At 53.8% G+C, this 17,785-nt stretch carries 18 protein-coding genes and 3 pseudogenes; 18 read left to right on the forward strand and 3 right to left on the reverse strand.

Annotated elements, in window-relative coordinates; translation table 11 throughout:
• The first annotated feature begins 36 nt into the window (after positions 1-36).
• Positions 37-441: a GNAT family N-acetyltransferase gene (locus tag MW046_RS16435; protein ID WP_247995284.1), complete on the forward strand. Its 405-nt coding sequence runs from the start codon at positions 37-39 to the stop codon at positions 439-441.
• Positions 442-857: 416 nt separating this feature from the next.
• On the opposite strand, the gene MW046_RS16440 is transcribed toward MW046_RS16435, so the two are convergent.
• Together MW046_RS16440 and MW046_RS16445 are read right to left on the reverse strand one after the other, a co-directional pair.
• Positions 858-995 carry a hypothetical protein gene (locus MW046_RS16440; protein WP_247995285.1) on the reverse strand — a complete coding sequence of 46 codons (138 nt, stop codon included), beginning with the start codon at positions 993-995 and terminating at the stop codon, positions 858-860.
• 147 nt (positions 996-1,142) lie between these two features.
• Positions 1,143-1,673 carry a GNAT family N-acetyltransferase gene (locus MW046_RS16445; protein WP_247995286.1) on the reverse strand — a complete coding sequence of 177 codons (531 nt, stop codon included), beginning with the start codon at positions 1,671-1,673 and terminating at the stop codon, positions 1,143-1,145.
• Positions 1,674-2,450: 777 nt separating this feature from the next.
• On the opposite strand from MW046_RS16445, the gene MW046_RS16450 reads away from it, so the two are divergent.
• The 11 genes and pseudogenes from MW046_RS16450 to MW046_RS16495 form a co-directional block, all read left to right on the forward strand.
• Complete coding sequence (locus MW046_RS16450) at positions 2,451-2,927, forward strand: helix-turn-helix domain-containing protein (RefSeq protein ID WP_247995287.1); 477 nt, start codon at positions 2,451-2,453, stop codon at positions 2,925-2,927.
• Between the two features lie 73 nt (positions 2,928-3,000).
• Complete coding sequence (locus MW046_RS16455) at positions 3,001-3,633, forward strand: LysE/ArgO family amino acid transporter (protein WP_247995288.1); 633 nt, start codon at positions 3,001-3,003, stop codon at positions 3,631-3,633.
• A gap of 30 nt (positions 3,634-3,663) precedes the next feature.
• Positions 3,664-4,442, forward strand: a pseudogene (locus tag MW046_RS16460) (transposase); the annotation flags it as partial.
• 298 nt (positions 4,443-4,740) lie between these two features.
• Positions 4,741-5,298, forward strand: a complete 558-nt coding sequence (locus MW046_RS16465) for an HD domain-containing protein (RefSeq protein WP_247995289.1) — start codon at positions 4,741-4,743, stop codon at positions 5,296-5,298.
• An 860-nt stretch (positions 5,299-6,158) separates the two neighbouring features.
• Positions 6,159-6,386 (forward strand): annotated as a pseudogene (locus MW046_RS16470) (hypothetical protein); the annotation flags it as partial.
• 11 nt (positions 6,387-6,397) lie between these two features.
• Positions 6,398-7,348 carry a winged helix DNA-binding protein gene (locus MW046_RS16475; RefSeq protein ID WP_247995290.1) on the forward strand — a complete coding sequence of 317 codons (951 nt, stop codon included), beginning with the start codon at positions 6,398-6,400 and terminating at the stop codon, positions 7,346-7,348.
• The gene (locus MW046_RS16480; RefSeq protein ID WP_247995291.1) at positions 7,345-8,214 is read left to right on the forward strand and encodes a hypothetical protein; all 870 of its coding nucleotides are present in this window, start codon (positions 7,345-7,347) and stop codon (positions 8,212-8,214) included. The genes MW046_RS16475 and MW046_RS16480 overlap by 4 nt, the downstream gene beginning before the upstream one ends.
• 74 nt (positions 8,215-8,288) lie before the next feature.
• On the forward strand, positions 8,289-8,636 hold the full coding sequence (locus tag MW046_RS16485) for a hypothetical protein (RefSeq protein WP_247995292.1): 348 nt from the start codon (positions 8,289-8,291) through the stop codon (positions 8,634-8,636).
• A gap of 90 nt (positions 8,637-8,726) precedes the next feature.
• Positions 8,727-9,014 (forward strand): DUF6166 domain-containing protein, encoded by a 288-nt coding sequence (locus MW046_RS16490; RefSeq protein WP_247995293.1) that lies wholly within the window; start codon positions 8,727-8,729, stop codon positions 9,012-9,014.
• 243 nt (positions 9,015-9,257) lie between these two features.
• Positions 9,258-9,749, forward strand: a complete 492-nt coding sequence (locus MW046_RS19780; protein ID WP_438268208.1) for a restriction endonuclease — start codon at positions 9,258-9,260, stop codon at positions 9,747-9,749.
• 498 nt (positions 9,750-10,247) lie between these two features.
• A pseudogene (locus tag MW046_RS16495) lies at positions 10,248-10,811 on the forward strand (hypothetical protein); the annotation flags it as partial.
• 480 nt (positions 10,812-11,291) lie between these two features.
• Here the strand turns inward: MW046_RS16495 and MW046_RS16500 are convergent.
• Complete coding sequence (locus MW046_RS16500) at positions 11,292-11,975, reverse strand: diacylglycerol/lipid kinase family protein (protein ID WP_247995294.1); 684 nt, start codon at positions 11,973-11,975, stop codon at positions 11,292-11,294.
• Positions 11,976-13,335: 1,360 nt separating this feature from the next.
• Here MW046_RS16500 and MW046_RS16505 point away from each other — a divergent pair.
• The 6 genes from MW046_RS16505 to MW046_RS16530 all read left to right on the forward strand — a co-directional run bounded on the left by MW046_RS16505 (position 13,336) and on the right by MW046_RS16530 (position 17,275).
• Positions 13,336-14,445, forward strand: coding sequence for a DUF7972 family membrane protein (locus MW046_RS16505; RefSeq protein WP_497007304.1), 1,110 nt, complete (start codon positions 13,336-13,338; stop codon positions 14,443-14,445).
• Between the two features lie 1,089 nt (positions 14,446-15,534).
• Complete coding sequence (locus MW046_RS16510; protein WP_247995296.1) at positions 15,535-15,735, forward strand: hypothetical protein; 201 nt, start codon at positions 15,535-15,537, stop codon at positions 15,733-15,735.
• A gap of 27 nt (positions 15,736-15,762) precedes the next feature.
• A complete protein-coding gene (locus tag MW046_RS16515) occupies positions 15,763-16,023 on the forward strand; it encodes a hypothetical protein (RefSeq protein WP_247995297.1) in 261 nt (86 codons plus the stop codon).
• Positions 16,024-16,025: 2 nt separating this feature from the next.
• The gene (locus MW046_RS16520; protein WP_247995298.1) at positions 16,026-16,250 is read left to right on the forward strand and encodes a hypothetical protein; all 225 of its coding nucleotides are present in this window, start codon (positions 16,026-16,028) and stop codon (positions 16,248-16,250) included.
• Positions 16,251-16,361: 111 nt separating this feature from the next.
• Positions 16,362-16,715: an alpha/beta fold hydrolase gene (locus MW046_RS16525; protein ID WP_247995299.1), complete on the forward strand. Its 354-nt coding sequence runs from the start codon at positions 16,362-16,364 to the stop codon at positions 16,713-16,715.
• Entirely contained in the window at positions 16,691-17,275 is a 585-nt protein-coding gene (locus MW046_RS16530; RefSeq protein ID WP_247995300.1) for a hypothetical protein, read from the forward strand. Before MW046_RS16525 ends, MW046_RS16530 begins: the two co-directional genes overlap by 25 nt.
• The last annotated feature ends 510 nt before the right edge of the window (positions 17,276-17,785 follow it).

A 17,785-nucleotide genomic window follows, 5' to 3' on the forward strand; every position in this document is an offset into this window, starting at 1 on the left:
AGACAGTCTTTTTTCACTGCTTGCCCTTCCCCACCCATGGACTATGAACTTCGGGAATCCGTGCCAACGCCAGAGTCGTTCGTTGCGCTTCGTGAGGCGGCCGAAATGGGAACTCGCTCAGTGGAGGCCGCCACCCAGGCACTTCCAAATACACTCTATGGCGTCTCACTACTCGAGAAAAAATCCGGCGAGACCGTCGGAATGGCACGAGTCGTCGGCGACGGAGGATGCTATTTTCAAATCTGTGACGTTGTCGTAGATCCGGCCCATCAAGGCGGTGGCCTTGGGTCATGGATGATGGACGCCGTCATGGAGTTTCTCACCGAAAACGCGCCAGAGACGGCATACGTCAACCTCATCGCAGACGTGGATGGATTCTATGAGCAATGGGGATTCAAGCCCACAGCGCCAGAATCCCAAGCAATGTACCTCTTAATGTGATGAGTGCTTGATACACGCTTTCTGTCTAACAAAATCAGCAAGCGCCACACTGCATCGTTTCACTGTCGATCGACGTGACGTAGCTGTTAGGTACGTGCCGCGAGTCTAACAGTGCGGGGAGCTATCGTTCTGGGATAGCATCCTCGAAACAGTCCGAGAGAACCGCGTACTGGTGATCGTTTGTGTCGGCCACTGTCGCGCATCCCCACCGCGTCTTTCAACTCGGAGTAGGTCGCGGTCCATAGCGGGGCGGCCATAGTGCACGGAGAATCTCCAACCGCGTTTCGTTCGCCAGGAGCTGAAATGCGTCGTCGAGTGCAGCAATTTCCTGCGCTGATCGCTCATCATTGTCCATTCCTTCTCGGAGCTACCAGCGTCCGATTCAAATAGCAACCGAGATGGGGAGGACGATACTTTCATCTCCCCTCTTGGAGCTGTGGCGGTACCCAGTATATTGAATCGGCGACGGTGAACCCGGTATATGTCACCGAGACCAGCGCAGCACCGAGCGCCAGTCCGTTCTGACGACCGAGCCGATCGTCTGTGTGGTTCATCGAGCAGGAGATTGAGTACGAAGGCGAAACGCTCTGCCTCCAACTCAACGCTGAGATCAGACACAGGTCGTTGCGTGTTCACTCAACGGGTTCTAATTGTGGTGAGTGGGGTTAATCCGGAGCGTGTCTCCAGCTATCCGGGGTCTCTCAGTCCACTTCTTCCCACTCGTCGTCGAGGATACTCATCTGGACCAAGCTCCAGTACTCTCCGTCGTGGTGACGAGCATCGCGGAGCGTCCCCTCGTGGGTGAACCCCACTCGTTCGTAACAAGCGAGTGCGGCATCGTTGAACGTGAACACCCGAAGGCCAATTCGGTGGAGGTGGAGGTCATCGAATCCGAACGTCACGACGTGCCGGACCATCTCGGCACCGTAGCCTTCCCCTCGTGCGTCTGGTGCGACGATGACTCGTGAGACACTGGCGGTTCGATTCTCACTATCGATGCGGTCCAGTTCGAGATAGCCGACCACGAGGCCCGTCTCGTCGACGGCCGCGAATGCCCGTCTAGTCGGCGAGGGCTGGCCAGTCCCCGCGAGGTGCGCACGGACCTGCGGCTCATCAAGTGGATAAGAGAACACGGGGCCGGCCCACTGGAGCAACGCGGAGGGTGTGTCGATCCACTCGCGTACCCCGAGCAGGTCGGCGACCGTTGCTGATCGAAGTCGGAGAGAGTTCATACATAGCTCATAGACTGGAGTACAATTACTGTTATAGAGCCGTGGTAGCACGGATTGCTCGTCATGAGTAGAATGGCATCCCGTCTGCGTGTTCGTAGAGGCTACTCCATCAAAATTAGTGGGTTAATTAATCCAAAACGGTGCGGTTACAGAAATCCACTTCGGAAGTTAGGAGAGATGGGCCATACGTAGAGTAGCGGATGGTACCTGTGTCTGAAGTGATCGAAACAGTCCATAAATTCTCCAGAAATAATATGTCGTTGACTCCCCCTCCTCATTATACAAGATGACGACTCCTCTGATACCTCTACCATCTGGAGAAGATCCTCTGAACGCTATACATGATATGTTATAGAATTGTCGCTTGACGTAAAACAGCGGCCAACGTAGAGTGATTGACTCCCGCTCCATCTGTAGGATCTGAATCACAGCGACTGATGCTGAAAGAAAGGCACGCATCAAATTCATCCTCCAAGGTTGTGAGATCCCACAATTTCGGAGGATGGATTCATACCCCTCGGAATACTTTCCCTACTAAGAATGGCTGTGAGAAACGGAGAGGAAGGAAGTATTGAATTCACCCTTGATATTTGGCATCCGCAGTGTTGGACGCTCCACGTAACAGAAGATACTAACGCGGATCTCCTTGGACACGGCCTCTATTCAACCAACGATACAGTTCACGGCCTCTTCACAGCCTCTTCACAGTCGATTTCTGAGGTTGACCAGACAATAACAGATATTCAAGAATCGGCACTCACAGACGATGTCTGGACGATGGGTAGTCAAGACGGGGTCGAAGTACCAGCTACTGCTGGGACTGCGACACGGGGATTTCTCGTCGAATGGGGCGTTGATACAGGGGAGAACATCATCGATTCACTCGTTAATCACGGCTTCGTTCCACGACGAACCTACCAAATGACGAGTGGTCGTGAGCAGTGGAGCGTGATTACCACAATGGATCGCCATGAAGCCCAAGAACAACTCAGCGATGTGAGCTCCAAAACTGATGCTGATATCAATATCCAACGAGTCACGTCTAACGGTCGCCAGCCAAGTGGCCCGTCTCAATTGGATGTTCTTTCCCCTCGACAGCGGGAAGTGTTCGAATACGCTTGTCAGCAGGGGTACTATGACTGGCCTCGAAAGGTCTCCGCGACCGACCTTGCGGACGATCTCGGCATTACAAAGGCAACTGTAACTGAACACCTCCGGAAAGCGGAATCCCGTCTATTCACCCCTTTTCGGTAGTACCTCGCCCGGAGTAGCGAGCCATACATGTAGGGGACGGGTTCTCCCTTCTCTCGCCCAACAGTAGTTGCATATGCCTCTCGCTGCATTTACACATGGAATCGTTCTCGCAATCGGTCTCATCGTTGCACTCGGTCCCCAGAACGTTTTCATATTCCAGCAAGGCGCAGTTCAGCCCCGCCTCACCCGCGCTCTTCCGACTGTGCTTACTGCGGGTATCTCGGATACACTACTAATCCTTCTCGCAGTTCTCGGTGTTTCGGTCGTAGTTCTCCAGTTTGTGTGGTTGCAGACCGTGCTGTTCGGGGCTGGGTTCGTGTTCTTGCTCTACATCGGATGGGTGCTTTATTCCTCACCTGCGCTTGATGTGGACCCACATACAGAGGAGTTTCTCGGAACACGCGAGCAGATCGGGTTTACAGCATCTGTCTCATTACTGAACCCACATGCAATTTTGGACACTATTGGTGTGATTGGGACTAACGCATTAGCCTATTCCGGGCTAAACCGCGGGATATTCACTGCAGGTTGCCTGTTCGTGTCGTGGGGATGGTTTAGTGGGCTCGCTGTCGCGGGATGGGTCCTAGGGGAGTCAGCAAATGCTGACCGTTGGATGCAGTATCTCAATACGGTCTCAGCAGCTGTCGTCTGGATTGTCGCGCTCTATATGGGCTGGCAGCTTATCGGATTATTAGAGATCATGTAGCGAAGTGGGAGTACGTGATGAGTCTGAAATCTGGAAACTATCCGGTTAGCACGCTCGTACGCCTTCAATTCGATTCAAACAAACCGGGCACAGAATGCTAGCTATCCAGATTCCTGTATCTTCGAGATGCAGTCGTTTATGAGCCTCGTACGATGTGGGACGGCACAGGGTGCTCATCGGTTCGCTCGATTCTCTAACAGAGAGCGAACCCATCACGGAGATACTCATCTTAGGGCGGTCAAACAATTCACTCCGGAGAACTTGCTCGAGGGATTCGATAGTGCCACGGGCCGTGTACTCTCAGTTATCGAGTCTGAAGCGTCGTTTCGCCGGCCGTGACGGTTGCGATCGACATTACGACCATCCCCTACTACGGGCAGACAGCTGAGATGCCGATGGTGAGCGGGACGAAAAACGGTGAGGGCCGAGCGTTCAAGTTCGCGACCCTCTCGGTTGTCGGGCGGAATATCCCGCTTGTACTGGCCGTTGAGCCAGTGCGTGAAAGTCCGCCGTGGGACGAGAATCCACCGAATTAGATTCATCGTGTCGTCGGCTGGCTCCTTCTGCGCGCAAAAAACCACGTCCCGATCGAGATGGTCCTGTGTGATCGGGAGTTCGACTCGATGCGCGTCTTCCAGACGCTCTCGAACCTCGACGTCAACTACCTCATTCCGAAACGGATCACGAACTCAGAACGCGAGGTAATCGAGCGAATGGACGAAGACGACCAAGAGGTCGCTGTTGAGACGGCTTCCGTTCATGTTGAGGCGGGCTCGCACCCGATGCGGTTCCTGTATGTTCCATCGACGGTGGTGAAGGGACGTATTGCTCCTCGGAGAGGGTACAGGGCGGCCGGATCGCCCTCGCAGCCGCACTACCCATGTCGCTCGAGACGGAGTACCGCTGATGGATCACGGAAGGACAAACGCTTCGAGACGAGGTTGAAGATGACATTGCACAGCTCAACAACGTCCAATTAGGTTGATTGGATCGGTTGCGAGATGTCAGTCACTGCTTGGAAACTACTCGCTTTGTCCCTGCCTTTCACAATCTTACCAGGAGTCTGGGTTTCGGACTCGATATAACAGGTCCGGTCGTTTCGTCGGTATGGACCGACACTATAAAGCTATCGAACAGGCTTTTCCTGAACTGGCAACAATCGAGAGTAATGATCTTCGTACAGGTGTCCGCGAGGCATGGGCTACTGCGATAGCTGACAACGACATCAACGATATAGAAACCGTCGCGTGGTTGCCGCCAGTCCAACGAGACCTCGGTCTAGCGGATGAGCTGCTGGTTCCGCACATTCGAGACGTGACTCAAGGAGCAATCACACTTGCAGAAATCCTCCAAGAGCGACGCTCCGTTGACCTCTCTGTCGATACTCTCGTGGCAGGTGCGTTGGTTCATGATGTGAGCAAACTCTATGAGTTCGACGGCATGGAACCGACCAGTGTTGGGGACTTGCTCGGTCACCCTTACTACGGCGTGTACGTCGTCGCGGCGGCTGGGCTGCCGGTTGAACTCGCACATATCGTGTTGTCACACACTCACCGAACGAGCGTTGAGCCAGCAACACTCGAAGCTGCGATTATCCGACAAGTCGACAATGCAGCGGCCATTGCCATCCGTTCGCAAGCCGTCGCCGATCTCAGAAAGGTGTAAACTGGCCAACGACACGAAACTATTGCTGTTTACCCTTCAACGCTGCTTGCTGCGAAAAGCTCGTCATGTTGATAACAAATCGCTTGTGACTGTCTTGTCTGATGAGGACCATACCGTTACTGACCTCTCTATCGAATCTCAACCGTCTGCTGTCAATTCTGACGAGTTCGCCGATCAGTCTGCTTCACCGCGGGTGTCCGCTCTGCGGGTGTCTCCCAGCGGTGAATCGCACAAACGCTGTGTACACCGGGATCATCACTGCTTCTGGTCGCGCATCCCTCGGAGATCGGCACGGTCCTAAAGACTTTGGCGACGGACTTCAACTGTTTGTGTGACCGACCGGGACGAGGCCCCCGAAACCGCACATGTGGAGGACGAGTACGAGGAGATGCAGGCCTGCCCACTCCCGCTAATGGAAGTACTTGACGTGCTTCACGGAGACAAGACGGTCATGTACGGCACGCTCCGCGTAGCGGCCGTGTCTACCCGGCGCGGGGAGATCACGCCAGCTTTCCATCACGCCACACCTGCGGGGATGTCCGTTCTGATGCCGAACGGGGATACAGAAACCGTGTCGATGCCTGGCGTTCAGTCCGCGGCCAACGGCGAACAGGATGGGCGAGTGGCCGTCAGACCCGATTGTCCGAGTACCGTTCTTCGTCCCTCATTACGAGGCGGTGCTTGCTCGCCAGCACTGCGGCTTCCCACGAGGCGCTTCCAAATCCTGCCGAAAATTAGAACGGCTACGATGACTTTGAGGTCTACGAGAGTTTAGGGCCTCTCGGATCACGACAGCGGAATCGTGAGGTTCGAAGTTCCGCGAGACTTTCGCTAATTCGGGAAACCGACGAAGATTTTCGCACGGCGACGAAGAGTACCTCTACGTCGTCGAACTCCCGACACAGAACCCATTCGATGAGCCGGGTGAGTGGACGGTCAGGGTGAGCGAGCACTCCGGGTTCCCGCGATGGGACGATCCGACCAATGAGGCCTTCGAGCGAGCAAGTCGGCAATCCCACAGACCTCGTTACCGGATAGCTAGTTCGTCAACCCAAATCCAGAAACGTATTTATACGAGTGGGGCTTAGAGTATACACAGATGATTTCAAAGGCCGGATTCGCTGTGATCGACGCACTGAGTACCGGCCGCGAGGCGACGCCAGTAGCCCTCGCAACTGAAACCGGGTATTCACAGGCACACATCTACGAGGTGCTTGATAAATTGCTGGACGCGGGGCTCTTGGTCGAACGCCGTGGGCCCAACAACCAGCGGAAAGTCCGTGTCGCGGACCACCCAGTCATTGAAGCGTACCGGACGCTGCAGTCGGAACTCAGCCACGTTGAATGGACTGACCTCCTCTTGCCTGCTACCCTCCGAGTGTGCTGGTTTCTCGATAGACCACGTCGTATCGCGGACATCGCAGAACGGCTGGATATCACTCGGCAGGGTGTCCACAAGGCGTTGTCACCACTCAAGCATCGGGCGATGCTGTCCCCGTCCGGCCCTGAGTATGCGGTGAGTGAGGACCTCGCGCCGCTCTTGTCGTTCGCTCGGGCCGTCGTGACCTACGAGCACCGAACGCGGGCCCGCGAAATCGCACCGAGTGCGACTGTCGAGTGGTGCGACCCGAAACGCGCGCTCGTCCGCGTGCAGACCACCGAGGATGCGGACACGCTACTGGACGCACCTGATTGGCAGGTTACCGGACTCGGTCGATTCAAGGAGTACGGGTTACAGTTCTTTCTCGCGGGGGAACCCGCGTTCTGGTATGCACCCGACGGGGAACTCACGTCTGCCGACGTGGTATGTCACACACTCGTCCTCGATAGTGGATCCCGTCGCGTTAGCTATGCAATGCTGTTGATCGAGAAGTTGAACATCGACCAAGAGACGCTTACAGACACTGCAACGTGGTACGCTCTGGATTCCATGGTCGCTGCGATGTTCCGGGCACTGCAGGGAGGGTTCGATGACTCGGATGAGATGCCTGTTGTCCTTCCGAGTGAATCAGAATTTATGGCGCTCAAAGAGCAGTACGGAGTCGCATGACTGTATTCAAGGGTGGCGAGGCGATCAAAGGGTTCCTCGAGGAGTTCGACAGCTGGCTGTCGGAGTCCGTGACGGTGTATCTCCTTGGCGGATCTGCGATGACAGTGCGGGGATTGAAAGACCAGACCGAAGATATCGATCTCGCAGTGGGTATTGTGTCCGAGTTTGAGCACGTCTACCAGACGCTCACGTCGGAAGGATTCACGGTTGTCGATGAACCAACGGAGTCGTTCGAAAGCGTCGGAAAAACCGTCGAATTGTATCACGACGGGCACGGGTTTCGGATAGATATCTTCGAACGGCAGATCGTCGGGAAAGTCTGGATCACCGATCGGATGCATGACCGGGCCGAAGAGTTCTGGACCGGGAGTTTCGTAACAGCGTTCATCCTCTCAGATGAGGATATGTTCCTGCTTAAATCGGTCTCCGGCGGTGATCTGGCGAGTGGCCGTCGACGCGACATCGAAGATATGCGGAAATACGCCCAGCGTGGGCTGGACTACGAGTCAATTCTTACCGAGATGGATGAGCAGCGACCGTTCAATACCGGCACGACTGAGGCACGACAGATCCGTGATCGTTCGCATCCCCTGTTCACGGTCGAGATGGCAGTGAACTCACTATCCGGGCTTCCGGATACGTTCACTGACCGTATCGCAGCATTCGCGACAGAGTTCGAGATCGAATACACCGTTCTGGGTGCTGTTGACGATGGGATCAACGACATCGAAGCAATCAGAGAGCGAGTCCTCGCAAATGTGCGAGCGCTGTCGGACGACCAAGCAAGCGCCGCCGACGAAGCGATTGACCGACTCATTGCAAAGCAAGTTCTTGAGCGCGACGGGGATACGATTCGACTCCGGTAAGAAAGCACTCCGCCTACGGGTGTTTTTCCTGTCCCGTAAGGGATGCGGGACGTCACGACCGTTCTGGGTTATCGATGAGTTCTGCAAGCGACAGCGAAATCGTACCTGACCACTGGTGGCTGTATCGCCGAACAGACGACGATAACTTCGTCTTCGCGTACGAGTTCCCGAAGTCAGTCCTCTGTCATATCCAGCAACCCTCGGACTGGCTGGTCCGGGTCGACTGGGCTAATGGGACGATCCTCTTCAGTCAGCACGACTTCCGATCGCAAGCGGCGTTCGCCTTCGCCGAGAACGTCATGGAACTCTGTACGATGCTCATCGGGAGATCGTCACGGAGTGGAATCAAGCGTGAAAGCCGATGTACGTCGATCCCGACCAGCGGGGGCCGCAAACGCGAGGAATTGGGGGACCGGACATAGTCCAGATACTGCTCGTCGCCCGTCGGATTCCCGTTCACGACACTTACCGGGGCGACCGGAAGAATTCGGACGGCGACAGAGTGACTACCGATGACTGCTGGCCGAGCATACCGGGGCGAGCACTGTATGGGCGGGCAGCTGGTGTACACGCCGGATGGCGACGTGCTGGACAAGTACCTCCACGTCCTGCGCCGCGCCTCTGGTGGGTTCGACTGGGGTCCGGAGGCCGATGAGGCCCGCATCGACCAGCTTGCGATCGCGCTACTCGCCGACTCCGCGACGAAGAACATCACGATTGACCGCTACAGGGAGTTCGCGCGGTACCTGCGTGAAGAGTTCGGGGGCAGCGAATGGCGGCTCCCGACCAGCGATATTTAGGCTGGTACCTGGTCGTGAGACGTCGACATCGCTGATGAGACGTCGTCACCGGAGGACGTCGATATCACGGCGGTCGATTTTGACGAGATTACTTTTTCGGCCGGAGGAGGAGAGGTATCTCACCGGCAGGTGAAGAAATGTTTCCGTCAACTGTCTTCAAAGTGCCATTCTTTATATTACCGGAGTACTTTCGATAATAGGTTGAAGCTTAACAATAGGGACTACAAATTATCGATAACATCTATGACCGGAACGCCGACTGAAAAAGCCATCAAACACATCGAAACAGGACATAGACTTGAACGCCTGACTGCCGATCTACTACAACGTGAAGGCTGTGAAGTCGATCCTACCGGTACAAGAGGCCCGGACGGTGGACGCGATTCTATACTACGCCGAGATGGGAAGACTGGTATTTTGCACTGTAGTATAAACCATCAATGGGAGAGTAAGTGTTGGGACGATGCAGAAAGCTCTGCTGACCGGCCAGAGTCTATTGACTTCTACATTTTCGCGACCACTATGAACCCCGCCGGTATCAAACGAGACCGTGTAGAAGAGGAATTCAGAGACGAATATAGTTGGAGAGTGGAGATATACGACTTTGAACGTCTTCGAAATCGATTGGTAGGGAACAACCAAAATCATGATTTGGCGAAGGAGCACCTGAACACAGATCCTGGTCGGGGCCACGTGGATACATCGGAGTTTGTTTTAGACAGCTTGCATCAGTAATACGAGGAAATACAGAACAAAAGCGACATTCAACAGATTAGGCCGCTTGTTGAGAATCTCGTTGAAGATTTATTTGAAAAGACGATTCCTGATGTTGGAATCCGAAAAAGTCGGTGTTTTGGCTCGACCGGGAACTACGAGTTTATACTGACGAATAATTCGTCGCGATACCCATGGCGAGGAATGGGACCATTTGTATTTGCGGATTATAAATAGTTTTCAAAGCCTATTGGAGCTCAAGGTATCCGTAATATGGCCTCAAAAGCGGATATGCTCCCCCCAGAATACTCGGGGACGGTAATATTTTCTCGGAAGGGTCTGAGCAATTCTGGTCACAACTTGTACGTGAACTCTTTGTTCAGGGAACGTACGTAATCGTATTTGATCAAGACGATTTAGAGAAAATGTTGGAAAATGGACACACCGATGAAATCCTTGAAAGTGTTGCAGATTCTCTATGGCTCTAAGAGTGAAACCTGCAAGATGAGTTTGGCACAAGAACGCTCCTCGCTTCCCGCACTGGAATCGGACATCCGTGTTGTGGCCAAAACGTGGTTCAATCAAGACGAACACACTGCAGTTGGGCCGTTCATCCACTCACTTGCCGCTCGCATACGCCCGGTTCGTTGCTCACGATCGCTACACCGACGCAACGAGCTACAAGATGGAGACACTGTTTCGCCTGTTCCTCTTGAAAGAATGCTACGGCTGGGACCACGAGACTGCGCTCGCAGCTTCATCCATGAGTCAACGCGGGAACGGACACCACTTGGACACGCTCATCGCGACCACATTCGTGATCTCTCTATCGAGCAGATTCAAAAGATGTACCGACAGACGATCCGGCAACTCATAGACGAAGTCGCAGAGACGGAGAAGTTCTTCCGAGTAGGGATCGTCGCCATCGACATTACTGAAGCCGACCCCTTCACGAGCGATAGGGCCACGAGGACGAAAGAACAGACCGACGAGTACGCGTACCCGTGGGCAACAGTCCAGCTAGTCGGTAACACAGTCCCGCTCGTCCTTGATGCGCGGCCGGTACGGAAAGGCGAGTCACGCTGTCACCTACTGACGACCTATACTACAGCAGCGTAGCGTACCTCTTTACTACCAACAAATAGTCGAACTGGTGAACCATCATGAACAGTTACCAACTCGCCAACTGCTACGAATCGTTCGGTCGTTTCACACCGAGAACTTGTCGAATCGTGTTCGTCCATATATATCCCCTGCTGTTACAAGCATACGTTTGTAATCCCCCATCCACTACAGTCACAGCGTTACTGTTCTGGGGCGAGTCTGTTCACCACATATTTATAAAATATTAATTGGGAAGTAAGTAGCGTCTGAGTGACGAAATGAGCGTCTTGTCCTTACGGTGCTGGTCCAGGGGTGAGTTCCGGACCGACAATGACGTTGACCGCACGGGGGCGAACATGCAGCGACAACTGCTGACGAGTACTCATTTCCCATCGAGACTGAACTCGACAGATCGGCCCTGCTGAGTCGTGATTTCGAGATGCTCGGAGGTGAAGTGCGTCACATGTTCGGTATCGCCCTCAAAGAATCGCTGTATCGCAGCCTCCCTGAGAGTAGTTCGTTCGTTGGCATCTCTTCGACGATCGTGATGTTGAAGAGCTCATCTTCCACGTTCGACTGTCCACCGCCCGGAAACTGACGGGCGTTGCCGATAAGAATGCACAGCGCCTCCGCCGTCCACGTTGAGTCTGCTGGGGCTGTAGACGCGGGCGCGGTGTCGATCTCCACGTGGAGCAGATTGAATTCGGTCGCTTGTCGGAACCCCGTCATCACGTAAGCAAGCGTACCGAGCCGTTCTTTCAGATCCGAATCGGTCTCCGAACTCGTTTGCGCTGTGAGGCCGGCGATACAAGAATTAGTGAACGGTTCACCGTCGGCCACCCCCAGATCGATGCATCGTCCCTTTCCGATTTCGAGGAGATCGAAGGCCTGTTCGATATTCGTCACACCGGTGTTCTGTGCGAAGTTGTTCCCGGTTCCGGTGGGAATAACGGCAACTGTGGTGTCAGCGAGCGCATCCGCCTGATCGAGTCCGGAGACGACCTGGTGTATCGTTCTGTCGCCACCACACGCTGCCAGCAGTTTGACATCGTCGGTGGCAGCATCTTTCGCAAGTGTGATTGCATCGCCTGCTTCGTCCGTCTCCCTAACCGTGTATCTACAATCTGCAGCGCGGGTATGCACGTCGAAGCGTAGGCTCCCGTGCTGCCGTCGGGTTCAGTATGATTCGGCAGTGATCGCTCTCATCACATGAACCAATCGCGGACGTATCCTTCCCGTCATGAATCGGTCTGTCATCTGTTATTGTTCAATTGAATAGTGACCGACAATATTTCCTCCAACCATTAAATCCTCGTATCCGTCTGTGACGATTATCCCAATCATATAGAGCCAGTATCGGAGTGCTTGCTTTCCTTAGCATCCGAGTTCACAAACAGATAAAGGGAAACAATCCATAAATAGATGCTGGATAGAATGTTCTCTTCATCTGCGGCGAGTAGCCGGTCACAGAAGTGTGCTGCTGCAGCGGTTCGCCTCGTAAGCGATAGACCGATGCAGTCGCTCCTCAGATGGGATTCTGGTCTGAGCGGTGCGAACACGGTGTTTATAGAGGCACTGGATTATCGAGAGATGGCCCGTCCCCGAAGCTTGCGTACCAGCTTCTTAAGAAGCTGAAGCGTTGTGATCACGCTCGATATCTTGTACGCCAATTTGAACAGTCGCTTTACTCGTGATGCCATACCTGATAGACGCGCTCTCGTCGTAAGAATATGTGGCTTTCACAATCACGCTTTTCTGGCCATCCCACCGAAACAGTTCTGTAAGGCCTGTTGAGGTTCCCCGAAGTACTTTCCCCTCACTAACAGTTACCTATCAACCACCTTGGAGTCCAAGCCCGAGGCTTGTCCGTAGTTCCCGTTCTAACCGAAGCGTTTGGCATCGGCGGGCGTGTGCTCGGCGTTCACGTACATCGATCTGACTTGAAGACCTCGGGTCCTGCGAACGTCATCGAACTACGTTCGGTTGACTCATCAGACCAATAGTCATAGACATCACTTTTGCAACTTCGTTTCGATGTACGTTACCGACTGTTTGAGGCGGTCACACTACGTCCGGTGTCTCCTACTGTTCAATGTCGAACGAGAGTAGGAACCCATGCAAGTCCCTAATGGTCTGATGAACGTCGCCAGAACGCACCCGTTCTGGCTGCCCGCAAGATATAACCTGACGACTGCGTCGCAATCCCGTTCACTACATACCTACACAACTGACATCGAATAATGTGTCGTCGTGATTGCCCTCTGGGTAAATCCACCGTACGAACATTGCTGAACTACGGATGGACACGCGAGTAATCTGTGGTGGCCACTGTACGACAGCCAGAATAGAACATCTTTATGTACGGTTTGTGGCGATACATACAGTGCTCCCAGCGAGCGCCATTCTTTTGTCGCTGTCGGTTGAAGCGACTGATAGGGATCATTGGACTACTCACTTATGATTCGGTATGCTGCTGAACACAGTGTGACAGGAGGTGAACACAATGAGTAATCGTACTAACAAGCTGCGTTCGGCCCTCACACGTCCCGGCGAGCATTCTATAGTGCGATGGATGTTGGTCACTGGGCCTCGAACCAAAGTTATGTTCTCACTTATGTCGGTTGTATTCATCTCTCTTCTAGGATTAGCTATAGTTAGACCAGTAGGGATGCGCGATTTACTCAACGAAACAAGCGCTGTAAAGACATTGTTTAGTAACCTCCTCAGTGGTGCCATCCTCCTCGTTTCGATCGTTGTTTCGATCAATTCAGTGGTTCTCTCGCAGGAGATAACAGATCTTGAAAGCCAACAGGACCGTATTGCTGCCTCACTCGAATACCATAACTATATTGAAGATTTCATTGAAGCAGATATTACACCAGCTCGGCCAGCAGATTTCTTGAACGCGGTTTTATACGCGGTTTCTCGTCATGTCCAATCGCTAGCTCAGTTCGCTACCGACAACACAAATGACGAGTATCAGAAAGAGGTGGAAGCATTCGCCGATCAAGTGGCTGAAGACATCGAACAAGCACGATACACGCTCACTACCGCCCGATTCGGATCGATCCAAGTTCTTCTAGCTGGGCTGAATTACAATTACTCCGGACAACTCCACACAGCACGAGGTCTCAAGCGTACATACGAGTCCGAACTCCGTGACGAAGAACAGGAAGCAATAGCCACAATCATAGATATTCTCACGTATATTGGTACCGGCCGTGAGTACTTCAAATCGCTATATTATAAGCAGGAACTTGCACGTCTTTCGAGCCGGTTATTAATCATCTCATTACCCGTCATCGTGTTCACGTCATACGTGCTTTTAGCACTCGATGCAAGTCTGTTTCCCGATATTTCAGTATTCGGAGTATCCCCACTCCTGCTCTTCATCACATCCGCCTATACGATAGCTCTCGCTCCATATATCATCTTGACAGCGTACATCATGCGAGCGGCGACAATTACTCTCCGGACTCTCGCTGCAGGACCATTTATTCTACAAGAAGGTGGTGACATCGGCTCTCTTGGCTGGAACTCACCTAGTTCATCATGCGAGTGGGAGAAACCATCCCGGGAATGGGAGCTAACAGAGCGTACTGATGACGATTGATCCCTCGCAGCATCGATATTCGGCCCATGGAATAGTTGCATCCACTACTCCCAGTCAGCGCAGCTGGCTTGATTACTACCGTCAGCAGGAACGATCGAAAAAAACAGCGAATCAAGACGCGATGCCGAGAATGTTTCATCCTTGGCCCAATTTTCGTATCACATTGTCATGATTCGTGATGGAAATTCCCTTAAGACGGTAGGCTCCACCAGGTGGAGTGGATCAATAGCGCAATAACTCGACTAGTCTCTCACTTTTTCTGGCGCTGTTTATGTCGTTTGTCAGCAATTCAACCGCTTGTTGTCGTCATATGCCGCTTCTGCTTCGTTCTCAGATGAAAGATACCTTCTCATGAACGACTTCGTTCCGGCGTGTCTGCTCGTTCCGAGCCTTGAACTCGTCGGCTTTTCAACGTCGAAGTAGAGTTTGAGTACTGTCTCCACTGCGAACGTTGGAATCAGTTGATATAGCAGCCATCCCACAGATTATTAACTACTGATATAATTATATAAATATATAATAACATATATTAAGGATAATGGTTTTCTACTGTTCACCTCTATCCCAGTTCCAGACGTACTCTAGCCGAGTTGAAGCACCTAGCAAACCCCTAGCTCGTAATAAACCACGTGGTGAATATATTATTCGTGACACTGCCATTACATCCGCACCGCTGTAAAAGCGAGGAGATATTAGTAAATGTGTTCCATAGTGTTATCCAGCTGGCGCTTGGCGATCAGGTCATTTCGTAGGCAGCGTGTCAGTGCTTTCGACGAGGGAACCGACGTTGTCGGGGTCGTCATTGGCGGCTCGGTTGAGGAGTTGTCCGGTGATGATAGCGCACACAAGGATACCGTTGACTCCCCATATCTGAGTATCTTGACGACCGGTAGGGATTGTTTCGTCCATGAGAGTCTAGTTGTCCGGTGGTTCGATCAATGGGGATGCTCAAAAACGGAAGGGATATTATCACTGACGAGCAGTTTCCGGCCGATGACATAGGCCACGATGTCTCGGTTGTCGGAGAGAAGGTGATACAGCGTTTCACGCAGCCGCGCGTTCTTCGTCGGTGAGCCGCGATTCGTTGTTTTGAACCCGAGACAGCCAGACCGGCTGGATGGCACCACGGCCGAGCCGACGCCGTATACGGTGGTGTACACGGAAAACAAGCTCCGGTTTCGCTACTACGAGGCGCGCGAGCGCCACGGGGAGCAGACCGCCCCAGTGTGTCCACCTACGCACTCATCGACATGCCCGCTGTTCTCGACCTCTGTCGTGATCGGAGCGTGATCGGCCAGTTCCTTGATAAGGGATTCGATGTCTACCTCATCGGCTGGGGTTCACCCGGTGAGCCACTCCACTATGTCACCGTTGAGCGCGATGTACGTGGCTCTCTTCCCGGAGAAAGTGGTGGCGCTGGGGTTAAGTCCGCCGCTCCATTTCGCTGTTGAGAGCGGACTGTTCGACGTACGGGAGATCGCCGAGCGCCACGATCCCCAGCGTAGACGCCTTTGGCACTGTTCCAGCGGAGCTACTCGATCTCGGATTCTCCTTGCGCAAGCCGATCTCGAAACGTGACCATGCCGGTGACACTGGTTCTCAGCACGAATGACGCGCCCATCCCACACGCAACGAGCCGTCTCTTCCTTGATACTGTTCTGAGCGATGACACCACTATCTTCGAGTTCCCGACCGGCCATGTCGGCACACTGGTCGGTGCATCTGCCCACGCCGCGTGGCATCAGAGAGTCGACCCCACGTCCGCAAGCTGCGTCGGCACGCTACCGAACACGACTGGACGGTGATCCGCACCGAGCTGGCCACGATGTTGTTTTCGGACTGGCGGACGTTCACATACCCATCGATCATACGTACAGTCGGTCGATTCGTCCTTCCCCGACCAGCGGTCCCTTCTGATGTATGGATCGCGCTCGATATGGTCTGTAAGTACGACGGACCGGCTCGGACTGATCGACCAGCCGACGTTCGTCTTCGATGGAACGCGCGACCCCTACTTCACGGAACTAATCCTCCGAGAAACCGCCGAGGAGATCCCAAACGCGACCCTTTCGCTCGCCCACGGGGCAAAACATGGCGCCTTTCACGAACGAAAGTGGTCGTTCGATGCGCAGGTGACCATCTTCTTGAACGATCATAGCGTCACTCGCTTTCCACAACTGCGCGAGCGTCACACGGAGCGATCGCAGCCCGGCCGCTTATTCACATCGCATTCTTTGCTCCGCCTATGGTCGATGTCGATAAACGTGTGATCGGAGAGGTCACGGATCGCAGCCAAAATGTGCTGTTCAGGGAGCTCCTATCGATGATTGAGCGGTCACACCCTGAAACGGCCGGTATCACCAGGCAAACGCTCGACGCCTACGCCCGCGAATTCGGCGAGGCAACAGCCGTCGCGTTCACCCCCCAAGAACTGCGCGACACGGTCGATGAGCGACTCGCCGACACCGACGTGTGGATCGATACGAAAACGGTCTATTCCCTTAAGGACCGTATCAGCGTGTACCCCGCGCGCTGGCACGACGTACTCGGTGGCACCGTCGATATCCCCGCCTACATCCGGTTCATCGAAGACGAAGTGGACGGAAACGACACCGATCTCACGAGGGCAGATCCGGGCGATGGCATCCACGAACAGGACCTTCTCGATCTCGTCGCTATCATCGGACGCACGGACAGAAAAACGGTAAAAACCCGGCTTGAACAGCTCCGCGACCAGGGCGACATCGCCGAAGGAGCCGACCAGCACCCCGATGCCCGCGTGTACCTACGCGAACGAACCGACCGACGCGATCCGGCGCTCGATACGTGAAAACCGAAGACACGCATCGATACCGGCTTAGATATAATCCAGACAGTTCCAAGCATCACCATTACAAACGTATCCTTATAGCAGGGACGAATCCCCCATATAAGTATCATCCTGCGTTCCTTGTACATCTACCTGTCAGAAGAAGCGACCGTTTGCGCCGAGCGTTGTGGGCGCTTCCGTTTAGTAGCAGGGGGTCACGAGATATCTGACAATGGAGATCGGTTCCCTAGACGAATTCACATAGCGGGTCTCACAGCACACAGGCGGCCGTCCACTCCCCCCGTCGCTTCCTGAAGTCGTGAACGCAACGGTTGGTGATGTTCACGACTGGGTCGAAGTCCCTCGTGGCCTCGCCTCGGTCCGTCCAATCTGCGGTTCTGCTGCAAGTACCACCGCTGCCAGGGTTTAATGACATCGAAACGTGAATGCTAGGGTATGGCAAACGAATACGAATGCGACGCCTGTGAAGTATCGGTCGATACCGAGGAGGAACTCAACGAACACACCCAA

Origin of the sequence: Halocatena salina, from assembly GCF_023115355.1 — an archaeon.
GTDB classification, from domain to species: Archaea; Halobacteriota; Halobacteria; order Halobacteriales; family Haloarculaceae; genus Halocatena; species Halocatena salina.

Coding starts and splice junctions, on each gene's coding strand:
- MW046_RS16435 (WP_247995284.1), top strand. CDS start 37: ATGGACTATGAACTTCGGGAATCCGTGCCAACGCCAGAGTCGTTCGTT.
- MW046_RS16440 (WP_247995285.1), bottom strand. CDS start 995: ATGAACCACACAGACGATCGGCTCGGTCGTCAGAACGGACTGGCGCTC.
- MW046_RS16445 (WP_247995286.1), bottom strand. CDS start 1,673: ATGAACTCTCTCCGACTTCGATCAGCAACGGTCGCCGACCTGCTCGGG.
- MW046_RS16450 (WP_247995287.1), top strand. CDS start 2,451: ATGGGTAGTCAAGACGGGGTCGAAGTACCAGCTACTGCTGGGACTGCG.
- MW046_RS16455 (WP_247995288.1), top strand. CDS start 3,001: ATGCCTCTCGCTGCATTTACACATGGAATCGTTCTCGCAATCGGTCTC.
- MW046_RS16465 (WP_247995289.1), top strand. CDS start 4,741: ATGGACCGACACTATAAAGCTATCGAACAGGCTTTTCCTGAACTGGCA.
- MW046_RS16475 (WP_247995290.1), top strand. CDS start 6,398: ATGATTTCAAAGGCCGGATTCGCTGTGATCGACGCACTGAGTACCGGC.
- MW046_RS16480 (WP_247995291.1), top strand. CDS start 7,345: ATGACTGTATTCAAGGGTGGCGAGGCGATCAAAGGGTTCCTCGAGGAG.
- MW046_RS16485 (WP_247995292.1), top strand. CDS start 8,289: ATGAGTTCTGCAAGCGACAGCGAAATCGTACCTGACCACTGGTGGCTG.
- MW046_RS16490 (WP_247995293.1), top strand. CDS start 8,727: ATGACTGCTGGCCGAGCATACCGGGGCGAGCACTGTATGGGCGGGCAG.
- MW046_RS19780 (WP_438268208.1), top strand. CDS start 9,258: ATGACCGGAACGCCGACTGAAAAAGCCATCAAACACATCGAAACAGGA.
- MW046_RS16505 (WP_497007304.1), top strand. CDS start 13,336: ATGAGTAATCGTACTAACAAGCTGCGTTCGGCCCTCACACGTCCCGGC.
- MW046_RS16515 (WP_247995297.1), top strand. CDS start 15,763: ATGTCTACCTCATCGGCTGGGGTTCACCCGGTGAGCCACTCCACTATG.
- MW046_RS16520 (WP_247995298.1), top strand. CDS start 16,026: ATGCCGGTGACACTGGTTCTCAGCACGAATGACGCGCCCATCCCACAC.
- MW046_RS16525 (WP_247995299.1), top strand. CDS start 16,362: ATGTATGGATCGCGCTCGATATGGTCTGTAAGTACGACGGACCGGCTC.
- MW046_RS16530 (WP_247995300.1), top strand. CDS start 16,691: ATGGTCGATGTCGATAAACGTGTGATCGGAGAGGTCACGGATCGCAGC.